We start from the raw sequence: 20,642 nt of genomic DNA on the forward strand, positions 1-20,642 counted from the left end.
TCGACGTGCCTGGGACGCTCGTGCCGTGAGCGCGACACCGACCGCCCGGGCGGTCATCTGGGACATGGACGGCACCCTGGTCGACTCCGCCTCCGCAGTGCCGGACGCCTTCATCGAGACGGTGCGACGGCTCGGCGGGCCGTCGATGACCCGGGACGAGGTCGTCTCCTACTACGACGCCGGCGCGCCCCACGTGATGCTCGGCCTGATGCTGGGGCGCACCGGGACGGTCGCGGACGGTGAGCTCTACCACCAGGTCCTGGCCGAGCTGGGTCACGCGGTCGTGGTCCACGCCGGCATCGAGGACGTGCTGACCGAGCTGCGCGGGCGCGACGTGCCGATGGCGGTGTTCACCGGCAACAGCATCGAGGCCGCGCGGATCCTGCTCGGCGCGACCGGTCTGGCGGCGTACTTCGACCACGTCGTCGGCGGCAACCAGGTCGAGCACCCCAAGCCCGCCCCCGACGGCGTGCTGCTCGCGGCGCAGCGGCTGGGGGTCGAGACGGCCCACTGCCTCTACGTCGGTGACTCGCCGCTCGACGTCGGGGCGGCGCGGGACGCGGGGGCGCGACCGGTGGCGGCCGGCTGGGGGCACCTGTACGCCGAGGAGCACGCCGTCACCACCGCGCGCACCCCCGCCGAGGTGCTGGGACTCCTCGGCCCGCCGGCCTAGACGCCCGGGGTGAGCTGCTCGAGCAGCGGCGGCCGGCGCAGGTGGTGGCCGGTGACCTCCTCCCACGCGACCGCGAGGTCGAGCAGGTCGTCGTCGCGCCGCGGCGGGGCGATCACCTGGAGCCCCATCGGCAGACCGTCCGCGGAGAACCCGGCCGGCAGCGCCAGCGCCGGGGCGCCGACCATCGTCGCGAGCGAGCAGACCTCCATCCAGCGGTGGTAGGTCGACATCGCCCGTCCCGCGACCTCCCGCGGCCAGTCCAGGCCGGCGTCGAAGGGGAACATCGGTGCCGTCGGCAGCACCAGGAGGTCGACGTCCTCGAAGAGCTCGAGCACGGAGGCGAGCAGGTCGGAGCGACGGCGCGAGGCGGCGTGGACGTCGGCGGCGCTCAGCCCGGGCCGCCCGTCGACGCCGATCAGGCCCTCGACCTCGAAGATCGCCTCGGGCTTCATCCGGGCGCGCACCTGCGGGATGTCGTACGCCGGCAGCAGGGCCGACCCCGCCAGCCAGTGGCGCCACACCGACCACGTCGGCCAGAGGTCCTCGACGCCGCGGAACGTGCCGTGGGCCGGCAGCGAGTCGCGGTCGACGACCTCCATCCCGAGGTCCTCCAGCGCGTGCAGCGCCCGGCCGCACACCTGGAGCACCTCGGGCTCGATCGCGAAGTAGCCGCCCAGGTCGCCCAGCCACCCCACCCGCCGCCCGGTGAGGTCCGGGGCAGGGGCGTCGGGGTCGGCGAGCGGCTCACCCAGCGACAACGGGTCGCGCGGGTCGGGCCCGGCCATGGTGTGCAGCAGCCGTCGCAGGTCCTGCGCCGTGCGGGCGACGGGACCGTCCGTGCCCCCCTGGGAGACGAACACCTCCTCGCCCAGCGCCGGGACCCGCCCCAGCGTGGGCCGCAGGCCGTAGACGCCGTTCCACCCCGTCGGGTTGCGCAGCGAGCCGAAGAAGTCGCTCCCGTCGGCCAGCGGCAGCATCCGCAGGGCCACCGCGACGGCCGCGCCTCCGCTGCTCCCGCCGGCCGTGCGGGTCTGGTCCCAGGCGTTGAGCGTCGTGCCGTGGACGCCGTTGTAGGTGTGCGAGCCGAGCCCGAACTCCGGGGTGTTCGTCTTGCCCACCACGATCGCCCCCGCGGCCCGCATGCGCGCGACCACGATCGCGTCGGTCGTCGCCGGGCGCGCGTCGCGGACGAACCCCCGCGAGGTCGGCAGGCCCGCGGCGTCGTTGAGGTCCTTCACCGCGACGGGCAGCCCGTGCAGCCAGCCCCGGTGGTCCCCGGCGTCGAGCAGCGCGTCGTGCGCCTCGGCCTCGGCCAGGAGCTCCTCGCGCGGCCGCAGCGCGACGATCGCGTTGACCAGCGGGTTCAGCGCCTCGATCCGGTCCAGGTGCGCGGCCATCACCTCGCGGCAGGTGACCTCGCGTCGGCGTACGAGGTCCGACAGGGCGCTGGCCGACAGGTCCGCGAGGGAGGTGTGGGTCATGCCGCTCATGCTGCCAGTGGGCGGCTCAGGCCTGCGGTGCCCCCGGACCCCAGCCGCCCCACCAGGACTCCGGGGTCAGCGACGGTGGCAGCGGCTCGCCGGGGAGGTCGACGGCGACCGGGGTCGGGTCGGGCTCGCCCCACCGGCGGGCGCGGCGCACGAGCCGCAGGGCGGTCGAGGTGGCGACCGGGTCGGTGCCGTCGAGGTGGGTGACGACACCGTCGCCGCCGGGCGGGACGGCTCGCAGCAGCGCGCGCCAGGCGGGTGGGTCCAGCAGCCAGGGCCGGTGCAGCTCGACCAGGACGCGGGCGGGAGAGGCCAGGGCCGCGTCGAGAGCGGGCCCGTCTCCGCGGGTGACCACCCGGGGGTCGCCCGCGAGCACGTCCGCGTGGGCGGACCCGAGCAGGAGGTGGGCGCCGGGGTCGGCGTGGAGGGCCGCGTCGGCGAGCAGCAGCAGGGTGCCCTCGTCGAGGTCGTCCGGCAGGGCGAGGAGACGGTCGACGGGCACCCGCCGCCCGCCCAGCCCGAGCAGGCCCTGCGGCGCCAGACCGGGTACGCCGATCCGCCCGGCCACCGCGACCGACTCCCGCGTCTTGACCCCGCGGGGCGCGGCGCCGGCGTCGGGGCCGTCGTGCCACGCCACGGCCCCGGCCACGTGGGCGACCAGACCGCCCGCGACCCGGCTGCGGTGGGCCAGCTCCCAGTCCTCCCCGCCGTACGCCGAGAAGTCGGTGTCGAACCCGCCCACCTGCTCGTACCACCAGCGCGAACAGGCCATCACCGCGCTGATCACGAACCGGCAGGACAGGTCGTCGGCGTCGAGCAGGTCCCGCGAGCGGGCGTAGGCGTCCCGGAGCCACGCGGGCTCGGGCAGCTCGTGCGCCGGCCCGGCCTCCTCGACCGCCACGTCGGGGTCGGTCCCGGCCAGGTCGGCGTGGCGCCGCCGACCCACGGCGAGCAGGTCGGGGGCCAGCCGGGGCAGCCGGGTGAGCGCCTCGACGAAGTCGGGTTCGGGGGTGGTGTCGGCGTCGAGGAACACCAGCACGTCGCCGCCGGCGTGGCTCGCCCCGAGATGACGCGCTGCGGCGGCCCGGAAGCCGAGGTCCTCCTGGCGCAGCAGCGTCACGCCGGGCGGCACCCGCGGCGCCTCCCGGGACCCGTCGTCGACGACCACCACCTCGTCGGGCGCCGACGTCTGGCGCGCGAGGGCGGCGAGGGTGCGGGCGAGCTGGGCCGGCTGCTCGAAGTGGGTGACGACCACGCTGACCGTCCGGGCGGGGGCGGTCTCGGCGTCGACCAGGTCCCAGCGGTTGTCCGGGAGGGCGCGGCCCCAGGGGGGAGGCACTGGCCCGACTGGCCCGACCGGCGCACCCGGCTCCGGCGCCACCGCCTCAGCCCCGCGAGCGGCCCAGGACCCCCGGGCCGTCGAGGACGTCGAGGTCGTGGTGGTCCCCGGCCGACCCGGCGTCGGGCGGGGTCGTGGACGGCGCCGACGTCCGGGGTCGCAGCGCGCGGCCCCAGAAGTCGCGGTAGGCGGCGGCCGCCTCCGGGAGCCCGTGGCCCAGGGTGACCCCGGGTCGCAGCCAGGTGCTGTCCGGGTCGTCGAGGGCCCGTCCGACGGCGTCGGCGAGCTCGCCGGTGCGCACCAGGGTGAGGGTGTCGGGGCGGAGCCGGTCCATCTCCTCGAAGTACGCGCTGCGTCGCACCACCGGTCGGCGTCCCGCCGCCAGCCAGGAGTTCAGCGACCCCGAGGCCGAGACGTTGCGGTGGCCGACGAAGGGCACGTCGACGGCCCGCAGGCCCGCGGTCAGGTCGTCGTCGGAGAGCCACCCCGTGACCTCGACCCGTACGCCGAGCCGCGCGGCCCGCCTGACCAGCTCCTCGGCGTCCTGCTCGTGACCCGGGGAGGGTGCGCCGAGCACGACGAGGTCCACCTCGTGCCCGCGTCGGCGTTGCGCCAGGGCAGCCCCGAGCGCCGGGAGGTGACCCTTGCCGGGGTAGAACCAGCCGGCGACCCCGATGGTGCAGATCCGGGCCCGGAGCAGGTCCGGGTCGCCCGTCCTGGGCCGGGGCGGGTCCGCGGGCCGCTGGGCGCGCGGTCGCACCGTGGTCGGACCGAACCCCATCAGCCGGCTCGCCACCGTGCCGAGCACCCCGACCGGGCCCTGGTCCAGCAGCCCGGCCAGCGCCCCGGCGGGGCCGGTCGGTCCGGCCGGTTCGGGGGTGGTGGGCACCGAGGCCGGGATGACCAGCGGCAGCGGGATCACCTCGACCAGCTGCGGGCGGACCTCGGTCGACCGCGCCGACCCGGTCGTGCCCGCGGGCCCGGACTCCTCGCTCGTGAAGTCCTCGATCCGGGGGTCGACGTCGGTGGGGCCGAGGTCGTCGGTCGGGGGTGTCGGGTCCCACGTCCCCAGCTCCAGCGCCGCCTCGAGCAGGCCGCGCTCGTGCTGGGAGGAGACGACGACGCCGAGGGCGGCGCGGGCCATGACGGCGTACGCGTGGCTGCGGCGCTCGAAGCTCGCCCCGTCGTGGGCCTGGGGCAGGTCGTGCAGCGTCAGCGTGGTGGGGCGGGCGAGGCAGGCGACGGCGACGTTGAAGGCCGCGTCCTCGGGGGAGCTGCCCCAGATCCGGTCGGTGACGTGCAGGTGGGCGGGACTCACGTCGAGGGCGAGGTCGACCAGCGAGCCCACCACCCGGGCCCCCGTCGCCTCGGCCAGCTGCCGGGCGCACAGGTCCACACCGTGGCCGCGTGGTCCCGGGACCACGTGCACCGGGGCGGGCTGCTCGGGTCGCACGGCATCGGCCGGGTCGGGGGTGGTCACGGGGCAGCCTCGGGTGGGTCGGGGAAAAGCGGTCTGCCTGGTCAGTACCCGTCTCCTGCCAGGCCACGCGGGGGGCCGACCGGGTCGCTCGTCACGTCGGGGGGGTCGGCGTACGCCGTTAGGGGCGGCCGTGAGCACGCGGTTCGCCTACTGGCCGGTCGCTCACTAGCCTTCTCCCGGGTGCCGACGGCGTCGCCCAAGCTGCCGAGGCTCGACCGGGGATCCCGGGGGAGCGCCGCACGAGCCACCGAGGACCCTCATGTCCGAGCACCTGCCCCACGCTGCCGAGGCGCCCCTGCGCCGCGACATCCGCCTGGTCACCTCCATGCTGGGCGAGACCCTCATCCGTTCCCACGGCCAGGACCTGCTGGACCTGGTCGAGAACGTCCGCCAGGCCGCCAAGGACGACTCCCTGACCCTGCCCGAGATGGACCTGGCGACGGCGACGACGCTGGCGCGCGCGTTCACGGCGTACTTCCACCTGGCCAACGTCACCGAGCAGGAGCACCGCGGCCGCGCGCTGGCCGAGGCCCGGGCGTCCGAGGGCGGGCCTCTGTGCGGCGCGCTGGCGCGCGTCCAGGAGGCCGGCACCGACGCGGCCGACGTGGCCGACGCGGTCGCCTCGGTCGCGGTCCGCACGGTGTTCACCGCCCACCCGACCGAGGTCGCACGGCGTACGACGCTGGACAAGCTGCGCGCCGTCGCCGCCCTCCTCGAGGAGCCCGACTCGACCCGGCGCACCCGTCGTCTCGAGGCGGCCGTCGAGCTGCTGTGGTCCACCGACGAGCTGCGCGTCGAGCGGCCCGAGGTCGTGGACGAGGCCCGCAACGGCATCTACTACCTCGAGGGGCTCGCCTCGGCGGCCGTCGTCGACGTGCTGGAGGAGCTCGAGGAGCAGCTGGAGCCGTGGGGCGTCGAGCTGCCGCTGGAGGCCACGCCGCTGCGGTTCGGGACCTGGATGGGTGGCGACCGCGACGGCAACCCCAACGTGACGCCGGCGGTCACCCGCGAGGTGCTCGCGCTCCAGGCCCGCCACGGCATCGGCGTGATCCGCGCCCAGGTCGGCGCGCTGCGCCGCACGCTCTCGGTCTCCGAGCGGCTCTCGACGGTGAGCGCCGACCTGCGCTCGCGCACCGAGGAGATGCTCGACGCGCTGCCCGAGGTCGAGCCCCGCTACCGCCGGCTCAACGTCGAGGAGCCCTACCGGCTGTTCCTCACCTGCGTCGACCTGCGCCTGCAGCTCACCGCCGCCCGGGTCGACGCGGCCGGGCCGCACCGGCCGCTGCGCGACTACCGCGACGACACCGAGCTGATGGAGGACCTGCTCCTGCTGCACGCCTCGGTGCGCGAGCACCAGGGCGAGCTGATCGCGGGCGGCGACCTGGAGCGGCTGGTCCGCACGGTCGCGGCCTCCGGGTTGACCCTGGCCACCCTCGACGTGCGCGAGCACGCCGAGAAGCACCACCACGCCGTCGGGCAGCTCGTCGACCGCCTCGGCCTCGTGGACGGGGTCGACGGGGCGTACGCCGACCTCGACCAGCCCGCCCGGATGGCCCTGCTCGGCCGCGAGCTCGGCGTCAACCGACCCCTGTCGGCCCAGCCGCCGCCGCTCGACGAGGAGGGCCTGGTCACCGCCGGTGTCTTCGGCGTCATCCGCGAGGCGCTCGACGCCCTCGGCCCGCGCTCGATCGAGAGCTACATCATCTCGATGACCCGCGACGCCGACGACGTCCTGGCCGCGGTGCTGCTGGCCCGCGAGGCCGGCCTGGTCGACCTGGCCGCCGGGGTCGCGCGGATCGGGTTCGTGCCGCTGCTGGAGACCGTCGAGGAGCTGGAGCGCGCCGAGCCGATCCTGGACGGGCTGTTCGGGGACGCCGGCTACCGCGAGCTGCTGCGCGTGCGCGGTGACGTGCAGGAGGTGATGCTGGGCTACTCCGACTCCAACAAGTCCGGCGGCATCGCGACCTCCCAGTGGCAGATCCAGCGGGCGCAGCGGGTCGCCCGCGACGTGGCCAAGCGGCACGGCGTGCGGCTGCGGTTCTTCCACGGCCGCGGCGGCTCGGTCGGGCGCGGCGGCGGGCCGACGTACGACGCGATCATGGCGCTGCCGTTCGGCACGGTCGACGGCGAGGTCAAGCTGACCGAGCAGGGCGAGGTGATCAGCGACAAGTACGCCCTGCCGGTGCTCGCGCGCGAGAACCTCGAGCTGCTGGTGGCGGCCACGCTGGAGGCCTCGCTGCTGCACCGCACCGATCGGCGTACGCCGGAGCACGCGGAGCGCTGGGACGGCCTGATGGACCAGATCTCCAGCCGGGCCCACGCCCGCTACCGCGAGCTGGTCGACACCCCCGAGCTGCCGGAGTACTTCCTGGCCTGCACCCCCGTCGACCTCCTCGGCGCGCTCCACATCGGGTCCCGCCCGGCCAAGCGGCCCTCGCAGGGCGGCGGCCTGGAGAGCCTGCGCGCGATCCCGTGGGTGTTCGGCTGGACCCAGTCGCGCCAGATCGCGCCGGGCTGGTTCGGCGTCGGCACGGGCCTGGCGGCGGTCGCCGAGCACGGCGCCGACCTGCAGGAGATGTACGCCGAGTGGCCGTTCTTCCGCACCTTCCTCGACAACGTCGCGATGACGCTGTTCAAGGCCGACCTCGACATCGCCGAGCGCTACGTCACCGCGCTGGCCCCGGAGAGCACGCACGGGATCCTGGACCTGGTGCGCGAGGAGTACGACCTGACCGTCGCGCAGGTGCTGGCCGTCACCGGCGATGCGCAGCTGCTCGACCGCGAGCCGGTGCTGCGCCAGACCCTGGAGGTCCGCGAGAACTACCTCGAGCCGCTGCACCTGCTCCAGGTGCAGCTGCTGGCACGGCTGCGGGCCGGTGAGGACGGGCCCGACCTCGAGCGGGCGCTGCTGCTGACCATCAACGGCATCGCGGCCGGGATGCGCAACACCGGGTGAGCGGGGAGCCTGAGGTCGACGACGCCGGGCGGGCTGCGGTCGCCACCGACCCGGCGCGACGTCGCGTCGCGTTCCCGTGGCTGTTCGTCGCGGTGCTGGTCGCGGTGTCGGTCAACCTGCGCTCGCCGTTCGTCTCGGTCGCGCCGATCTCGACCGAGCTGCGCACCGACCTCGGCGTCGGCGGCGCCGCGATCGGGCTGCTGACCAGCCTGCCGGTGCTCTGCTTCGGGCTGCTGGCCCCGCTCGCCCTGGCGGTGATCCGGCGCTCCGGGGTCGAGCAGGCGGTGTCGCTGTGCCTGGTCGCCGTCGTCGTCGGCTCGGCGATCCGCAGCGTCGGCGGCTTCCCCCTGGCCGCCCTCGGCACGGTCGTGATCGGTCTGGGCATCACCGTCGGCAACGTCGTGGTGCCCACGGTGATCCGTCGCGAGACCCCGGCCGCGCGGGCGGGCCTGGTGACCGGCGCCTACGTCACCGCGATGAACGGCGGTTCGATGGTCGTGACGCTGGCCACCGCCCCGATCTCCGCGGCCTTCGGCTGGCGGGTGGCCCTCGCCGTCTGGGCCGTCCCCGCCTTGGTCGGGCTGCTGGTGTGGCGCTGGTGGCAGGGCCGTCACCGGCGGTCCGCGACGGCGTCGGCGGTGGGGGCGGCCTCGGAGGCCGAGTCGTCCGCGGCGGTCGAGCCCGCTCCGTCGGGGGAGGCGTCCTCGTCGGTCGACCCCGCCCACCGTGACCGCACCGTCTGGCGCACCCCGATCGCCTGGCTCCTGGGCCTGGCCTTCGCGGGGCAGGCGAGCTCCTACTACTCGCTGACCGCCTGGCTCCCCACGCTGCTGGGCGACGAGATCGGGCTCAGCGCCAACGGCGCCGGCACGGCCTCGGCGATCTTCCAGGTGAGCGCCATCATCGGCGCCCTCGGGCTGCCCCTGCTGGCGACCCGGCTCCCGCCCGCGCCGCTGATCGCCCTGGTGGGCCTGTGCTGGATGACCTTCCCGGTGCAGCTGCTCCTCGACCCGCACCTCTACGTGCTGGGCAGCGTCCTCGGCGGTATCGCCCAGGGAGGCGGCTTCGCGGCGATCTTCACGATCGTCGTCCAGGTGTCGCGCACCGACCGCGAGAGCGCGCAGCTCTCGGCGTTCGTCCAGGGCGTCGGGTACGTCGTCGCCGCCACCGGCCCCGCCGTCCTCGGCCTCGCCCACGACGTCACCAACGCCTGGACCGTCCCCGTCCTGATCGTCCTCGGCACCACCGCGACGTTCTCGGTGATGGGCACCCTCGCCGGCGCCTCCCAGCGCCGCTCCCACTCCTAGCCGGACGTCGCGGGTCCGCACCGCAACGACATGCAGTTCGCGCGTCCCCGGTCACCGGCACGCGGGCCTGGGCGCCACCCACGGGCGAACTGCATGTCGCTCGGGTGGGGTCACGTCACCGCGTCGTGCTGCCCAGCGGGTCGCGCCCGATGAACCCGAGGAACCTGGTCTGGACGTCGGCGTCGGCGGGGACCTCGACGCGGGGGCCGTACTGGCCCGAGCCGCGCAGCATCTCCTCGATCGGCTCCATCCCGGCGAGCATGCCGGCGCAGGTGTCGGCGTCGAGGGTCTCGTCCTGGCCGGTCGCCCGGGCGAGGTCCCAGGTGTGCATGAAGACGTCGGAGACGTAGAACTGGTCGATCGCGTTCGGCAGCGGCATCTCGCCGACCATGGGGTGCGCGAACGGGGTGGTGGCCGACGGGCCGTCGAGGAGCTCCTGGACGGCGTCGGCGTGCACCCGCCAGGCGGTCACCGGGTCCTCGTCGACCGACGGCCCCGTGGCCAGCTCCAGCCCGGTGCCCGCGGAGAGGAAGGCCGGGAACCACTCGACCAGGTGGCGCACGACGTCGCGCGCGGTCCAGTCGGGCACGGGCGCCGGGGCGTCCCAGTCGGTCGCCCCCTCGACGCGGGCGGTGAAGCCGGCGGCGACCTCGCGGTGGCGGGCGGACGGGTCGGCGGGGAGGCTCATGCGACCCCATCCTGGAGCATCCGGTCGAGGGCGGCGTACCCCTGGTCCAGGCCGACCTCCATGCCGCTGCGCAGCCAGCCGTCGCGGGCCTCGAAGCTGCCGCACAGCGAGGTCGCGTGCAGGCGGGTCCGGCCGTCACCGAGGTCCTCGAAGGTCAGCGTCTGCAGCGAGACGTCGTCAGGCTGCCCCTCCCACGTGAAGGTCTGCACGATCCGGTCGGGGCGCACGTCGTGGAAGCAGCCGTGGAACCCGTGCTGCTCCCCGCCGCGCTCGGCGACGTAGCGCCAGGCCCCACCCGTGCTCGCGTCCCAGCGGTCGACGGTGTTGGTGAGGTCGTCGGGCCCGACCCACCGCACGAAGACCTCGGGGTCGGTGTGGGCGCGGAACAGCTGCGCCGGAGTGGCCGCGAAGTCCCGGGTGATGTGGATGGCCGGGACGCGCTCGTCGGCCTCGATCGTGGTGGTCGTGCCTGTCTGGGTGCTCATGCTGACTCCTCCTGGGCCGGCCCCTCGCCGGCGCTGTCGTCCATCGACGCGAGCACGGCGTCGAGACGCTGGTAGCGCGCCTCCGCCTGCCGCCTGTACCGCTCGATCCAGCCCGTCATCAGGTCGAGCACCTCCGCCTCGAGGTGCACCGGGCTGCGTCGTTGCTCGCCCCGGCTCACCAGGCCCGCCTGCTCCAGGACCTTGAGGTGCTTGGAGATGGCCTGCACCGAGACGGCGTACGGCGCGGCGAGCTCGCCGACCGTCGCGTCCCCCTCGGTCAGCCGCGCCACCAGGTCGCGCCGGGTGGGGTCGGCCAGGGCGACGAAGACGTCGTCGAGCCGGTGCTCCACCACGACGCCTCCTCAACCGATCGGTTGAGGACGACGGTAGGCCAGCAGATCCAGGTCGTCAACCCTTGGGTTGAGAAAGGTCAGGCGGCGACGAGCCCGCCCGGGGCGTCCGCGACGGGCCCGGGGACCGGCGCCGGTGCCGGGACGGCCAGCGGCAGGTCGACGGTGAAGGTGCTGCCGACCCCCGGCTCGCTGGCCAGCGCGATCGTCCCGCCCATGAGCTCGGTGAGCTGGCGGCAGATGGCGAGGCCCAGCCCCGTGCCCTCGTAGCGTCGGGTGGTCGAGCCGTCGACCTGGTTGAAGACGTCGAACACCGTGGCCACCTGGTCGGGAGCGATGCCGATGCCGGTGTCGCTCACGCGGACCTCGAGGGCCCCGTCGGCGCCCACCGCCACGTCGAGCTCGACCCTGCCCTCGTGGGTGAACTTCAAGGCGTTGTCGAGCAGGTTGGTCAGCACCTGGAAGACCCGGCCGGAGTCGCCCACGACCACGGTCGGGACGTCGGGCGCCACCCGGCTGGTGAACAGCAGGCCGGCGGCAGCGGCCCGAGGCGTGTAGGTGTCGCCGGCGTCGGCCACCATCGCGCGCAGGTCGAACGGCGCGGAGGTGAGCACGACCTCGCCGGCCTCGATGCGGGAGAAGTCGAGGATCTGCTCGACCAGGGACTTGAGCAGGGCGCCTTGGCGGTGCATCTTCTCCACGAGGACGACCTGGGTCTGGTCGAGCGCGGTGTCCTCGAGGATCTCGGCCGTGGCCAGGACGGTCGTGAGCGGCGTACGGATCTCGTGGCTCATGTTGGCCAGGAACAGCGACTTGGCCTCGGATGCGGCCAGGGCTGCGTCGCGGGCGACCCCGATCTCCTCGGCCAGCGTCTCGAGCTCGCTGACGCCACGGGCGCGCTCCAGCACCACGCCGGCGTGCGCGGCGAGCGCCTCGAAGACCTGCACGTCGTCCTTGGAGAACGTCTCCTTCTCGAAGGACCGGTCGCACACCACCAGGACGGCTCGGCGCTTCCCGGCGTCGTGCAGAGGGGCGGCGAGGCCGTCCCGCGCGGCCAGGGCGTGCGGCGGGACCGCCACCGGCTCGACGTGGCGCCCGGTCCGCGGGCGCTCCCAGCGGGTGACCCCCTCGGCGAGCGCGCCCCACCACCAGGTGGTCGGCGGCGGGGGCGGGACGTCCTCGGTGCGCAGGACGTCCCCGTCGAGGACGTGGTGGCGCACGTGGGTGTCGTCCACCAGCTCGACGAGGAGCGCCCGCTCGACGTGGAGCAGCTCGGCGGCCTGGGCCAGGACGGCCGCCGTGGTCTCGGGCAGGGAGCGGGTGGCGGCCGTCTGCTCGACGAAGCGGTACAGCGCCTGGGTCTGGGCGTGCCCGCGCGCCAGGGAGATGTAGACGCGGTAGCCGAGGACCAGCAGCACGACCACGACGCCGAGCAGCGGCAACGCGGAGGGCTGCACGATGACCAGGGTCGCCACGAGCAGGGCGACGCAGGTGTTGATGAAGGCCGCGACCGTGCCCGAGCGCAGCGCCTCGTGGAGCACCTCGCCGTCGAACGCCCCCTCGGTGATGCTGATCGCGGCGGTCACCGCTGCCGCGGAGAGCAGGTCGGTGACCAGCACGGCCACCAGGACGGCGAGCCACCCCTGCAGGGACAGCGGGTCGGCGCCGCCGAGGATCGCACCGTAGGTCAGGGCACCGAGGGACGCCTCGAGGGCGAACATCGCGGCGTTGAAGGCGAGCTTGACCCCGCGCATGCGGGCGGCGACGAGGAGGGCGAGCACGGCGCCGACGACGTACGCCGTGACGTACTGCTGCGGCGCCAGGAACGTCAGCGCGAGCACGGCCGGGATCTCACGCAGGGTGTGACCGTGCGCGTTGCGCTGGGTGGGCAGGTGGATCACCACGACCTCGGCGAGCGCGAACAGCGGGAGGAGGGTCAGCCACCGCAGGTCCGGCGTCGCGGCCGACGGGTCCGCGAGCCAGCGGGGCGCGGAGACGAGGGCGGCCACGAGCGCCATCGCGGCCGCCAGCAGCCAGGTCGAGACCAGGGGACGGCGCGAGGGCGACTCGCCGGCAGCCGGCACCGCCTTCGTGTCGTCGTCCATGGCTCGCTCCTCCGGGAGTGCGCAGCCGCGGGGTCGGCCGGGGGTCACTCCTCCACCGACGACGGTAGGGCGCGTCGCGATGATTTGTCGGGACAATGCCGTATCTCCCTTTTGAGCACCGGCCATTAGTGAACCGTCAACCACCAAAAATCCGCGGACTAGTCCGTGGAGTGCAGCCCGATCAGTACCCCTCGCGCGGAATGTCCGCTTTGGTCATCCTGGGACCTCAGTCGGAGCAAGGACGCACGGGGGAGAACATGAGCATCACCTGGAAGAGGGGTGCACCGGTCGTCGTACTGGTGTCGGCCCTGGTGTGCGCGGGGGCCGGACCGGCCCTGGCGAGCGGCACCAGCAGCAAGGACGGCAGCGCGCTGGGCACCCTCGGCGGCATCGTCAGCGGCACCGTGGACGACGTGGCCGGCGGCGTCGTGGACTCCACCTGGGGTGACGACACCACCAAGGAGGGCAAGCAGGCGAGCAGGGGCAAGGGCGGCTGGGACGGAACCCAGGACCTGGGCTCGATGTGGTCGGTGACCAAGAACATCGGTGCGCAGGCCGCCTGGGCCCGCGGCGCCACCGGCAAGGACGTCACCGTCGCGCTGATCGACACCGGTGTGGTCGGGGTGCCGGGTCTGGACAAGGACGACAAGGTCACCGACGGTCCGGACCTGTCGTTCGAGAGCCAGAGCGACGGGACGCGCTACCTCGACGGGTTCGGCCACGGCACGCACCTGGCCGGCATCATCGCCGGCGAGGACGACGGCTTCGACCCGAGGAAGCCGCAGGGCGACCAGTTCGCCGGCGTCGCGCCCGACGCCAAGCTGCTGAACATGAAGGTCGCCACCGGTGACGGTGGGGCCGACGTCACGCAGGTGATCGCGGCCCTGGACTGGGTCGTCGAGCACCGCGACGACCAGGGCATGCACGTCCGGGTCATCAACCTGTCCTACGGCACCACCTCCACGCAGAGCTGGCAGGTCGATCCCCTCGCCCGCGCCGTCGAGAACGCGTGGGACCACGGCATCCTCGTGGTCACCTCGGCCGGCAACGACGGGCTCGACGCCCCGCTGCTGATGCCCGCGGCCGACCCGCACGTCCTGGCGGTCGGGGCCAGTGACCACCGCGGCTCCGACACCGCGTTCGACGACCGGGTCGCGGACTTCACCAACGGCGGCGACGCCTCGCGCCGTCCCGACGTCCTCGCCCCGGGCAAGTCCGTGGTGTCGCTGCGCGACCCCGGCTCCTTCATCGACACCGCCCACCCCGAGGGTCGCCTGCCCGGCGACGACGAGGGCCGCTTTTTCCGCGGCAGCGGCACCTCGCAGGCCGCCGCCGTGGTCTCCGGTGAGGCCGCCCTGCTGTTCAGTGCCAAGCCGAAGCTCACGCCCGACCAGGTCAAGGGCGTCCTGATGCAGACGGCCACACCGCTGCTCAACGGCGGACCTGCCCAGGGCCGGGGCGTCGCGAACGTGAACGACGCGCTGACCATGGTCAAGCTCGGTCTGGCTGCCCGCGCGTACACCTCTGCCCCGGCCTCCACCGGCATGGGCACGCTCGAGGCGTCGCGCGGCGGCGAGCACGTGGTGGACCCGGAGTCGGGGACGCCGCTGGTCGGTGAGGTCGACGCCCTGGGTTCGCCCTGGAACTCGGCCGCCTGGGTCGCCGGGCAGGACGCTGACAGCGCCTGGACGGGTGGCGCCTGGAACGGCCAGACGTGGACCGGCACGAAGTGGGACAAGCGGCGGCTCCAGGCCGTCGCCTGGACGGGCAGCTCCTGGAACGGCGTGCCGTGGGCCCAGCACGCCTGGCCCACCGACTCGTTCCAGGCGCGCAGCTGGCGCGGGAACAGCTGGAAGGCCCGCAGCTGGCGGGGCGACAGCTGGAAGGCCCGGAGCTGGCGCGGCCAGCCCTGACCCAGTGACACCCACCGCACCCCGGGTTCCCTCCCCGGGGTGCGGTGGCACGTCACCGCCCGGCGCCGTGGGCCGACCAGCCGGTGGACGAGAGGCGGCGGGAGGAGGTCAGGCCGAGAGCCGGTCGACCGTCCGCGGGTCGGGCTCGCCGTCGAAGAACGCGTCCAGCACCTGCTGGAACACGGGGTCCGAGCCGGCGACGGCGGCGAAGAGCGTCATCGACGACCGGAGCTTGACGTCGTCCGGCGACCCCATGACCTGGAGCGCGGTCCGGTCGCCGTGGGCGAGGAGGGCCCGGGCGCACTCAAGGAGGCGGGGGCCGAGCACGGGGTGCTCGAGGTAGGCGCGCGCCTCGGTCAGCGAGCCGATCGCGTAGCGCTGCGCCATCACCGACGAGCCCAGGCCGGCGAGCTGGGGGAACACGAACCACATCCAGTGGCTGGTCTTGCGCCCGTCGCGCAGCTCGCGGAGTGCCTGGGCGTGCACGCCGTCCTGCGCCGCGAGGAAACGGTCGAGGTCGTGGGGGTCGGTCACCCCGGGACGCTACCTCGCGCGCACGTCACGCCACGAGGCCCGACGCCGTCGGATCCGTGGCCAGCGACCTGGGGGCTGGGTGTCGGAGAAGCGCGGACGCAGCCGGCGGGGTGCGCCATGCTGGCTCCATGATCCGGGGGGTTCTGTCGCGCTCGACGTCGCACGTCGGGCGGTGGGTGGCCGTCGCGGCCGTGCTGCTGGTCGCAGTGGCGACCACGACGTGGTGGCTCACCGCCGCGCACGCGGTGGACCAGGTGGACGCGACCTGGAGCCCGCACTGCCGCGGCACCGAGGTCACGTCCGGGACCCGCGGGACCGTGGTCCTCTCGCGACCGGGGTGGCGCTGCCGGATCGACCTGACCCTCGAGAACGGCAGCGGCCGGTCGGTGCGGCTGACCCGCGTCGAGTCGCAGCTGCTGGGCTCGGAGGGACGGGCCGAGGTCCAGGGCCTGTCGACCAGCGGTGCACGGGTGCGTGACGCGGCCGACGGGTCCGGCGTCGACGCGGCGTACGACGTCGACGTGGTGCTCCCTGCTCACGCCCGTCGCACGGTCCACTTCGACGTCGGGTGGCGGCCGCAGGGCTGCAACGCCGCGGGGGACTTCCACCTGGAGCGCTGGCCCACGCTCGTGCTCAGCGCGCTGCACCGGACCCACGTGCGCCGGACCCTGGAGACCTTCACCCTGCGCACGTACGACGACCCGCACGACGCGCGCGCCTGCCCCTGAGACGGTCGGGCAGCGCAGGGGCCGCCTGGCGGGGTCAGAGCTCGCGCTCGTAGGCCAGCATCAGCGGCCCGCCCTCGCCCTCCGTGCGCCGGAACCCGGCCGCCTCGTAGAGCCGCTGGGCGCGCCGGTCGTCCTCGCTGGTGATCACGAAGGCGTAGTCGGCGCCGTCGTCCCGGGCCACCCGCATGGCCTCGGTGAAGAGCGCGCGGCCGTGGCCCTCGCCGCGGCGGTCGGGGACGACGTACAGCTCGGCGACGTAGGCCTCCGAGCCCCGGCTCCACAGCGACGGCTGGAGGCGTACGACGACCACGCCGACCGGCTCGCCGTCCTCGGCGCGGACCAGGAGCACCGTCACGTGGTCGCCCGCGACCAGCTCGGCGAGGCGGACGGTCAGCTCGTGCGGTGGGGGTGTGGGCTCGTCGTACTCCACGTTGAAGGCGTGGAGCAGGCGCGCGGCGTCGGCGAGGCCGGCTGCGTCGGTGGCGATCTCGACCATGGGGTCGAGTGTGCGCCGTCAGAAGTTCCCGGGGAAGCGCGAGGAGCCGGCGATCAGCACCATCACCAGGCCGGTCGACACCGCGGCGGCGAGCAGGAGCTCGCGGCCGAGGTGGCGCACGGCCGGGAGCAGCAGCAGGACCAGGCCCACCAGGGCGAGGGCGGCGGGCAGGGCCAGGATCGGGGCGACCGGCTCGGCGAAGCCGGCGGCGAGCCCGAGGACCGCCCCCACGGCGAGCCCGCGCCGCGGCACCATCCGGCGGGGCCCGCGGGGGAGCCCGACCAGGGTCACGGCGCCGCTCGCGGCGAGCTGTCCGGGGGCCAGGACGCGGAGCAGGAGCGTGGTGGTCGCCGGGTCGCCGACCACCACCACGTCGCGGGCGCGGTCGTGCAGCGCGTGCCGGCGCACCAGCGCGTCCAGCCGGTGGCCGCGGTCGGCCTGGGGGTGGGTGACCGGGGCCAGGAGGACCTCCACCTGGGGGTCGACGCCCACCAGGGTGACCACGCGCTTGGCCTCGCCGGTGGGGGCGGTGAGGACCAGGGGGTCGCGGCCCAGGTCGGCCCTCAGGGTCGCCGCCTCGGCCTCGGTCGCCGAGGTGGTGACGACGAAGATCCGCTGGCGGTCGGGCACGAGGGCGACGGTACTGGGCGGGTGGTTCTGCGGCGGCGTCGACGACGGGCCTTCGGCCCTGCTCGACCGACGAGGACTGTCAGGCGCCGACGGCGGGGTGCGGGGGCAGCTCCCAGACGGGGGTCTCCTCCTCGAAGACCATCGGCTCGGGGACACCGGCGGTGATCTTGGTGCCGTCGGCGCGGGTGCCGCCGACCTGCGGCTTCTCGCCGAGCAGACCGTCGTGGCGCGGGCCCTGGTCGGCCAGCGGGACGCGGACCGGCTCGTCGCCGACGACGTGGACCTCGCCGTGGACGCGCACCCGGACCTCGGGCTCGGCGCCCTGCTCCAGGACGGTGAAGGTGATCGCGTCCTGCGTCAGGTCGACCAGCAGCCGGGTGCCGCGCCAGGCGACCCGCAGCCTCAGGGCGTTCCACCCGGCGGGCAGGCGGGGCTCGAAGGAGAGCCGGCCGTTGCGGTCGCCCATGCCGGCGAACCCGAAGGCCAGCGCGCTCCAGACGCCCCCGGCCGAGGCGATGTGCAGGCCGTCGACGGTGTTGCCGTGCAGGTCCGCGAGGTCGACGTACGCCGCTCGGCGGAAGTAGTCCATCGCGGCCTCGTGGTAGCCGACCTCGGCCGCCATGATCGACTGCACGACCGCGGACAGCGTCGAGTCGCCGGTCGTGATCGGGTCGTAGTACTCGAAGTTGGCCTTCTTCTCCGCGTCCGTGAACCGGTCGCCGTGCAGGAACATCGCGAGCACGACGTCGGCCTGCTTGAGCACCTGGAACCGGTAGATCACCAGCGGGTGGTAGTGCAGCATCAGCGGCCGGTTCTCGGCCGGCGTTCGCGAGAGGTCCCAGACCTCGCGGTCGAGGAAGAAGTCGTCCTGCGGGTGGATGCCGAGGCCCTCGTCGAACGGGATCGTCATCCCCGCGGCGCAGCGCTTCCACTCCGCGACCTCGCACCCGCTCAGACCGAGGCGGTGCACGAGCTTCTCGTAGGCCTCGGGCAGGCGCTCCTGGATCTGCTCCACGACGACGGCCGCACGCTCGAGGTTGAACCGCGCCATCACGTTGGTGAACAGGTTGTTGTTCACGACCGTCGTGTACTCGTCGGGCCCGGTGACGCCGTGGATGTGGAAGGTGGGCTGCCCGTTGGTGCGCCAGAACCCCAGCTCGGCCCACATCCGCGCGGTCTCGACGAGCAGGTCGACGCCGTCGCGCACCAGGAACTGCACGTCGTTGGTCGCGCCGACGTACTGCATCAGGGCGTAGGCGATGTCGGCGTTGATGTGCATCTGCGCGGAGCCGGCCGCGTAGTACGCCGAGGCCTCCTCGCCGTTGATCGTGCGCCACGGGAAGAGGGCGCCGCTCTGCGCCATCTCGCGGGCCCGCTGCCGGGCCGCGGGCAGCATCCGGTTGCGGAAGTGCAGCAGGTTGCGCGCGACCTGGGGCTGGGTGAAGGCCAGGAACGGGACGACGTAGACCTCGGTGTCCCAGAAGTAGTGACCCTCGTAGCCCGACCCCGTCACGCCCTTGGCCGGCACACCCTGGCGGTCGGCCCGGGCGCTGGCCTGCGCGATCGTGAACAGGTTGAAGCGGGTGGCCTGCTGGAGTGCGTCGTCGCCGTCGATCTCGACGTCGCTGGTCTCCCAGAACCGGTCGAACCACGCCCGCTGCTCGGTCAGGTAGTGACCGGCCGTCTGCCGCTGCGCGCGGTCCAGCGTGCGGTCGCAGCGGTCGGAGAGCTCGCGCACGGGGACGCCGCGGGAGGAGTGGTAGGCCACCAGCTTGTCCAGGCGCACCGTCCTGCCCTCGGTGGCCTCGATCCGGTAGACGGCCTTGGCGAGGTCCTCCTCGCCGCGCACGATCAGCTCGTGCTCGTCGTCGGTGTGCAGGACGTGGTCGGCGGCCACCGCGATGGTCATCTGCGACCGCGCGGTGCGGTAGCCGAGCATCATCCGGTCCTCGCGGGCGTAGTGGTGGCGCGGCAGCAGCACCCGCTCGTCGAACGCCGCGGCCTTGCGGGGGTCGGTGCCCTCGCCCATCGCCTCGTAGGGGACGTGGTACTCGTCCTCGCCGTCCTGGCGGTTCAGCAGCTGGGAGGAGATCACGATCGGGGCGTCGCCCTCGAGCATCGTGACCTCCAGCGAGAGCACCGCGAGGTGCCGCTGGGTCATCGAGACCATCCGGGTCGACTCGACCTTGACCAGCTTGCCCGACGGCGTGCGCCACACCAGGCAGCGGCGCAGCACGCCGTCGCGGAAGTCCAGCGTGCGCTCGTAGCTCTCCAGGTCGGCGGTGCCCAGGATCAGCGGCTCGTCGTCGACGTAGACCTTCATCAGCTTGGCGTCGGGGACGTTCACGATCGTCTGGCCGGTGCGGGCGAACCCGAAGGCCGCCTCCGCGTGCCGGATCGGCCAGGTCTCGTGAAAGCCGTTGATGAAGGTGCCGTGGGCGATCGCGTCGCGCCCCTCGTCGGGGTTGCCGCGCATGCCGAGGTAGCCGTTGCCGACGCTGAACAGGGTCTCGGTGGTGCCGAGGTCGTCGACGCGGTACGTCGTCTCGCGCAGGCACCACGGGTCGGTCGGGAACCGGCCGCGGTCCATCGGGTTCACGACCTGCTGCTTCTTGTTCACGACGCGTCACCCGTGGCGGGCACCAGCTCGGCCAGGTCGTCGACGACCAGGGTCGCGCCGGCGTCGAGCAGCGTCTGCGCACCCACGCCGCGGTCGACGCCGACCACCACGCCGAAGTGCCCGGCGGCTCCCGCGCGCACGCCGGAGACGGCGTCCTCGAGGACCACGCTCCGGGCCGCGTCGGCGCCGAGCTGCTCCGCGGCGTGGAGGAAGGTGTCGGGGGCGGGCTTGCCGGGCAGGCCCCGCTCCGTGGCCACGCGGCCGGACACCACGATGCCGAACCGGTCGGCGAGACCCGCGGCCTCCAGGACGGCGGGGGCGTTGGCGGAGGAGGAGACCACGGCCAGCGGCAGGCCGAGGTCGCGCAGGTGGTCGAGCAGGGCGACGGAGCCGGGGTAGGCCTCCACGCCGTCGCGCTCGAGCACCTCGTTGAAGGCGTCGTTCTTGCGGTCGCCCAGGCCCTTGACGGTGGCCTCTGGGAGGTCGGCCGCCCCTTCATCTGGACCCTCGGGGAGCTCGATCCCGCGGCTGGCGAGGAAGTCGCGCACGCCGTCGTAGCGCGGCTTGCCGTCGACGTGGGCGAAGTAGTCCGCGTCGTCGTACGCCGACCGGTCGCCGCCGCCGGTGTCCTCACCGGAGAGGAAGGCGTTGAACATCTCCGACCAGGCGCGCATGTGGACCTCGGCGGTGGGGGTCACCACGCCGTCGAGGTCGAACAGGACGGCGGCTGTGCTAGCCCAGTCGACGCGGTTTGTCTCCACCCGAAGAGGGTAGGCGTTCGCGACCCCCTGCGCGGACCGCATGTGCACGACGTCACCGCGGTGGTTGCGCTGGACACAGTTTCGCGTAAG

General features: G+C 74.2%; 17 protein-coding genes. 5 read left to right on the plus strand and 12 right to left on the minus strand.

From position 1 onward, the window contains the following. The first annotated feature begins 25 nt into the window (after positions 1 to 25). Positions 26 to 673, plus strand: coding sequence for an HAD family hydrolase (locus ACYVDA_RS01920; RefSeq protein WP_460814399.1), 648 nt, complete (start codon positions 26 to 28; stop codon positions 671 to 673). Here ACYVDA_RS01920 and ACYVDA_RS01925 read toward each other — a convergent pair. The 3 genes from ACYVDA_RS01925 to ACYVDA_RS01935 are packed head-to-tail and all read right to left on the minus strand — an operon-like array spanning position 670 to position 4,979. Further along, positions 670 to 2,154, minus strand: coding sequence for an amidase (locus tag ACYVDA_RS01925; protein ID WP_460814402.1), 1,485 nt, complete (start codon positions 2,152 to 2,154; stop codon positions 670 to 672). The genes ACYVDA_RS01920 and ACYVDA_RS01925 overlap by 4 nt on opposite strands. Before the next feature lie 25 nt (positions 2,155 to 2,179). Then, positions 2,180 to 3,499, minus strand: a complete 1,320-nt coding sequence (locus tag ACYVDA_RS01930) for a glycosyltransferase family 2 protein (protein WP_460814405.1) — start codon at positions 3,497 to 3,499, stop codon at positions 2,180 to 2,182. Between the two features lie 46 nt (positions 3,500 to 3,545). Then, entirely contained in the window at positions 3,546 to 4,979 is a 1,434-nt protein-coding gene (locus ACYVDA_RS01935) for a glycosyltransferase family protein (protein ID WP_460814408.1), read from the minus strand. A gap of 259 nt (positions 4,980 to 5,238) precedes the next feature. On the opposite strand from ACYVDA_RS01935, the gene ppc reads away from it, so the two are divergent. Together ppc and ACYVDA_RS01945 are read left to right on the plus strand one after the other, a co-directional pair. Further along, on the plus strand, positions 5,239 to 7,935 hold the full coding sequence (ppc, locus tag ACYVDA_RS01940) for a phosphoenolpyruvate carboxylase (protein WP_460814410.1): 2,697 nt from the start codon (positions 5,239 to 5,241) through the stop codon (positions 7,933 to 7,935). Next, positions 7,932 to 9,242 carry an MFS transporter gene (locus tag ACYVDA_RS01945; RefSeq protein WP_460814412.1) on the plus strand — a complete coding sequence of 437 codons (1,311 nt, stop codon included), beginning with the start codon at positions 7,932 to 7,934 and terminating at the stop codon, positions 9,240 to 9,242. The genes ppc and ACYVDA_RS01945 overlap by 4 nt, the downstream gene beginning before the upstream one ends. A gap of 115 nt (positions 9,243 to 9,357) precedes the next feature. On the opposite strand, the gene ACYVDA_RS01950 is transcribed toward ACYVDA_RS01945, so the two are convergent. The 4 genes from ACYVDA_RS01950 to ACYVDA_RS01965 form a co-directional block, all read right to left on the minus strand. After that, positions 9,358 to 9,930, minus strand: coding sequence for a TIGR03086 family metal-binding protein (locus ACYVDA_RS01950; protein ID WP_460814414.1), 573 nt, complete (start codon positions 9,928 to 9,930; stop codon positions 9,358 to 9,360). Then, the gene (locus ACYVDA_RS01955; protein ID WP_460814417.1) at positions 9,927 to 10,415 is read right to left on the minus strand and encodes an SRPBCC family protein; all 489 of its coding nucleotides are present in this window, start codon (positions 10,413 to 10,415) and stop codon (positions 9,927 to 9,929) included. Before ACYVDA_RS01955 ends, ACYVDA_RS01950 begins: the two co-directional genes overlap by 4 nt. Next, positions 10,412 to 10,768 carry an ArsR/SmtB family transcription factor gene (locus ACYVDA_RS01960; protein ID WP_460814420.1) on the minus strand — a complete coding sequence of 119 codons (357 nt, stop codon included), beginning with the start codon at positions 10,766 to 10,768 and terminating at the stop codon, positions 10,412 to 10,414. Before ACYVDA_RS01960 ends, ACYVDA_RS01955 begins: the two co-directional genes overlap by 4 nt. 77 nt (positions 10,769 to 10,845) lie before the next feature. Further along, positions 10,846 to 12,870: an ATP-binding protein gene (locus ACYVDA_RS01965; protein ID WP_460814423.1), complete on the minus strand. Its 2,025-nt coding sequence runs from the start codon at positions 12,868 to 12,870 to the stop codon at positions 10,846 to 10,848. A 257-nt stretch (positions 12,871 to 13,127) separates the two neighbouring features. On the opposite strand from ACYVDA_RS01965, the gene ACYVDA_RS01970 reads away from it, so the two are divergent. Then, positions 13,128 to 14,783, plus strand: a complete 1,656-nt coding sequence (locus ACYVDA_RS01970) for a S8 family serine peptidase (protein WP_460814427.1) — start codon at positions 13,128 to 13,130, stop codon at positions 14,781 to 14,783. Positions 14,784 to 14,891: 108 nt separating this feature from the next. Here the strand turns inward: ACYVDA_RS01970 and ACYVDA_RS01975 are convergent, their stop codons facing one another. Then, a complete protein-coding gene (locus ACYVDA_RS01975; RefSeq protein ID WP_460814429.1) occupies positions 14,892 to 15,317 on the minus strand; it encodes a DUF1810 domain-containing protein in 426 nt (141 codons plus the stop codon). A 128-nt stretch (positions 15,318 to 15,445) separates the two neighbouring features. Here ACYVDA_RS01975 and ACYVDA_RS01980 point away from each other — a divergent pair, with 128 nt between their 5' ends. Next, positions 15,446 to 16,045, plus strand: a complete 600-nt coding sequence (locus ACYVDA_RS01980) for a hypothetical protein (protein ID WP_460814432.1) — start codon at positions 15,446 to 15,448, stop codon at positions 16,043 to 16,045. Between the two features lie 34 nt (positions 16,046 to 16,079). On the opposite strand, the gene ACYVDA_RS01985 is transcribed toward ACYVDA_RS01980, so the two are convergent. The 4 genes from ACYVDA_RS01985 to ACYVDA_RS02000 form a co-directional block, all read right to left on the minus strand. Next, positions 16,080 to 16,541 (minus strand): GNAT family N-acetyltransferase, encoded by a 462-nt coding sequence (locus tag ACYVDA_RS01985; RefSeq protein ID WP_460814434.1) that lies wholly within the window; start codon positions 16,539 to 16,541, stop codon positions 16,080 to 16,082. An 18-nt stretch (positions 16,542 to 16,559) separates the two neighbouring features. Next, entirely contained in the window at positions 16,560 to 17,171 is a 612-nt protein-coding gene (locus tag ACYVDA_RS01990; RefSeq protein WP_460814437.1) for a hypothetical protein, read from the minus strand. 79 nt (positions 17,172 to 17,250) lie between these two features. After that, entirely contained in the window at positions 17,251 to 19,761 is a 2,511-nt protein-coding gene (locus ACYVDA_RS01995) for a glycoside hydrolase family 65 protein (protein WP_460815064.1), read from the minus strand. A 26-nt stretch (positions 19,762 to 19,787) separates the two neighbouring features. Beyond that, positions 19,788 to 20,552 carry an HAD family hydrolase gene (locus tag ACYVDA_RS02000; protein ID WP_460814439.1) on the minus strand — a complete coding sequence of 255 codons (765 nt, stop codon included), beginning with the start codon at positions 20,550 to 20,552 and terminating at the stop codon, positions 19,788 to 19,790. Positions 20,553 to 20,642: the final 90 nt, after the last annotated feature.

It is taken from the genome of Nocardioides korecus, from assembly GCF_054778395.1.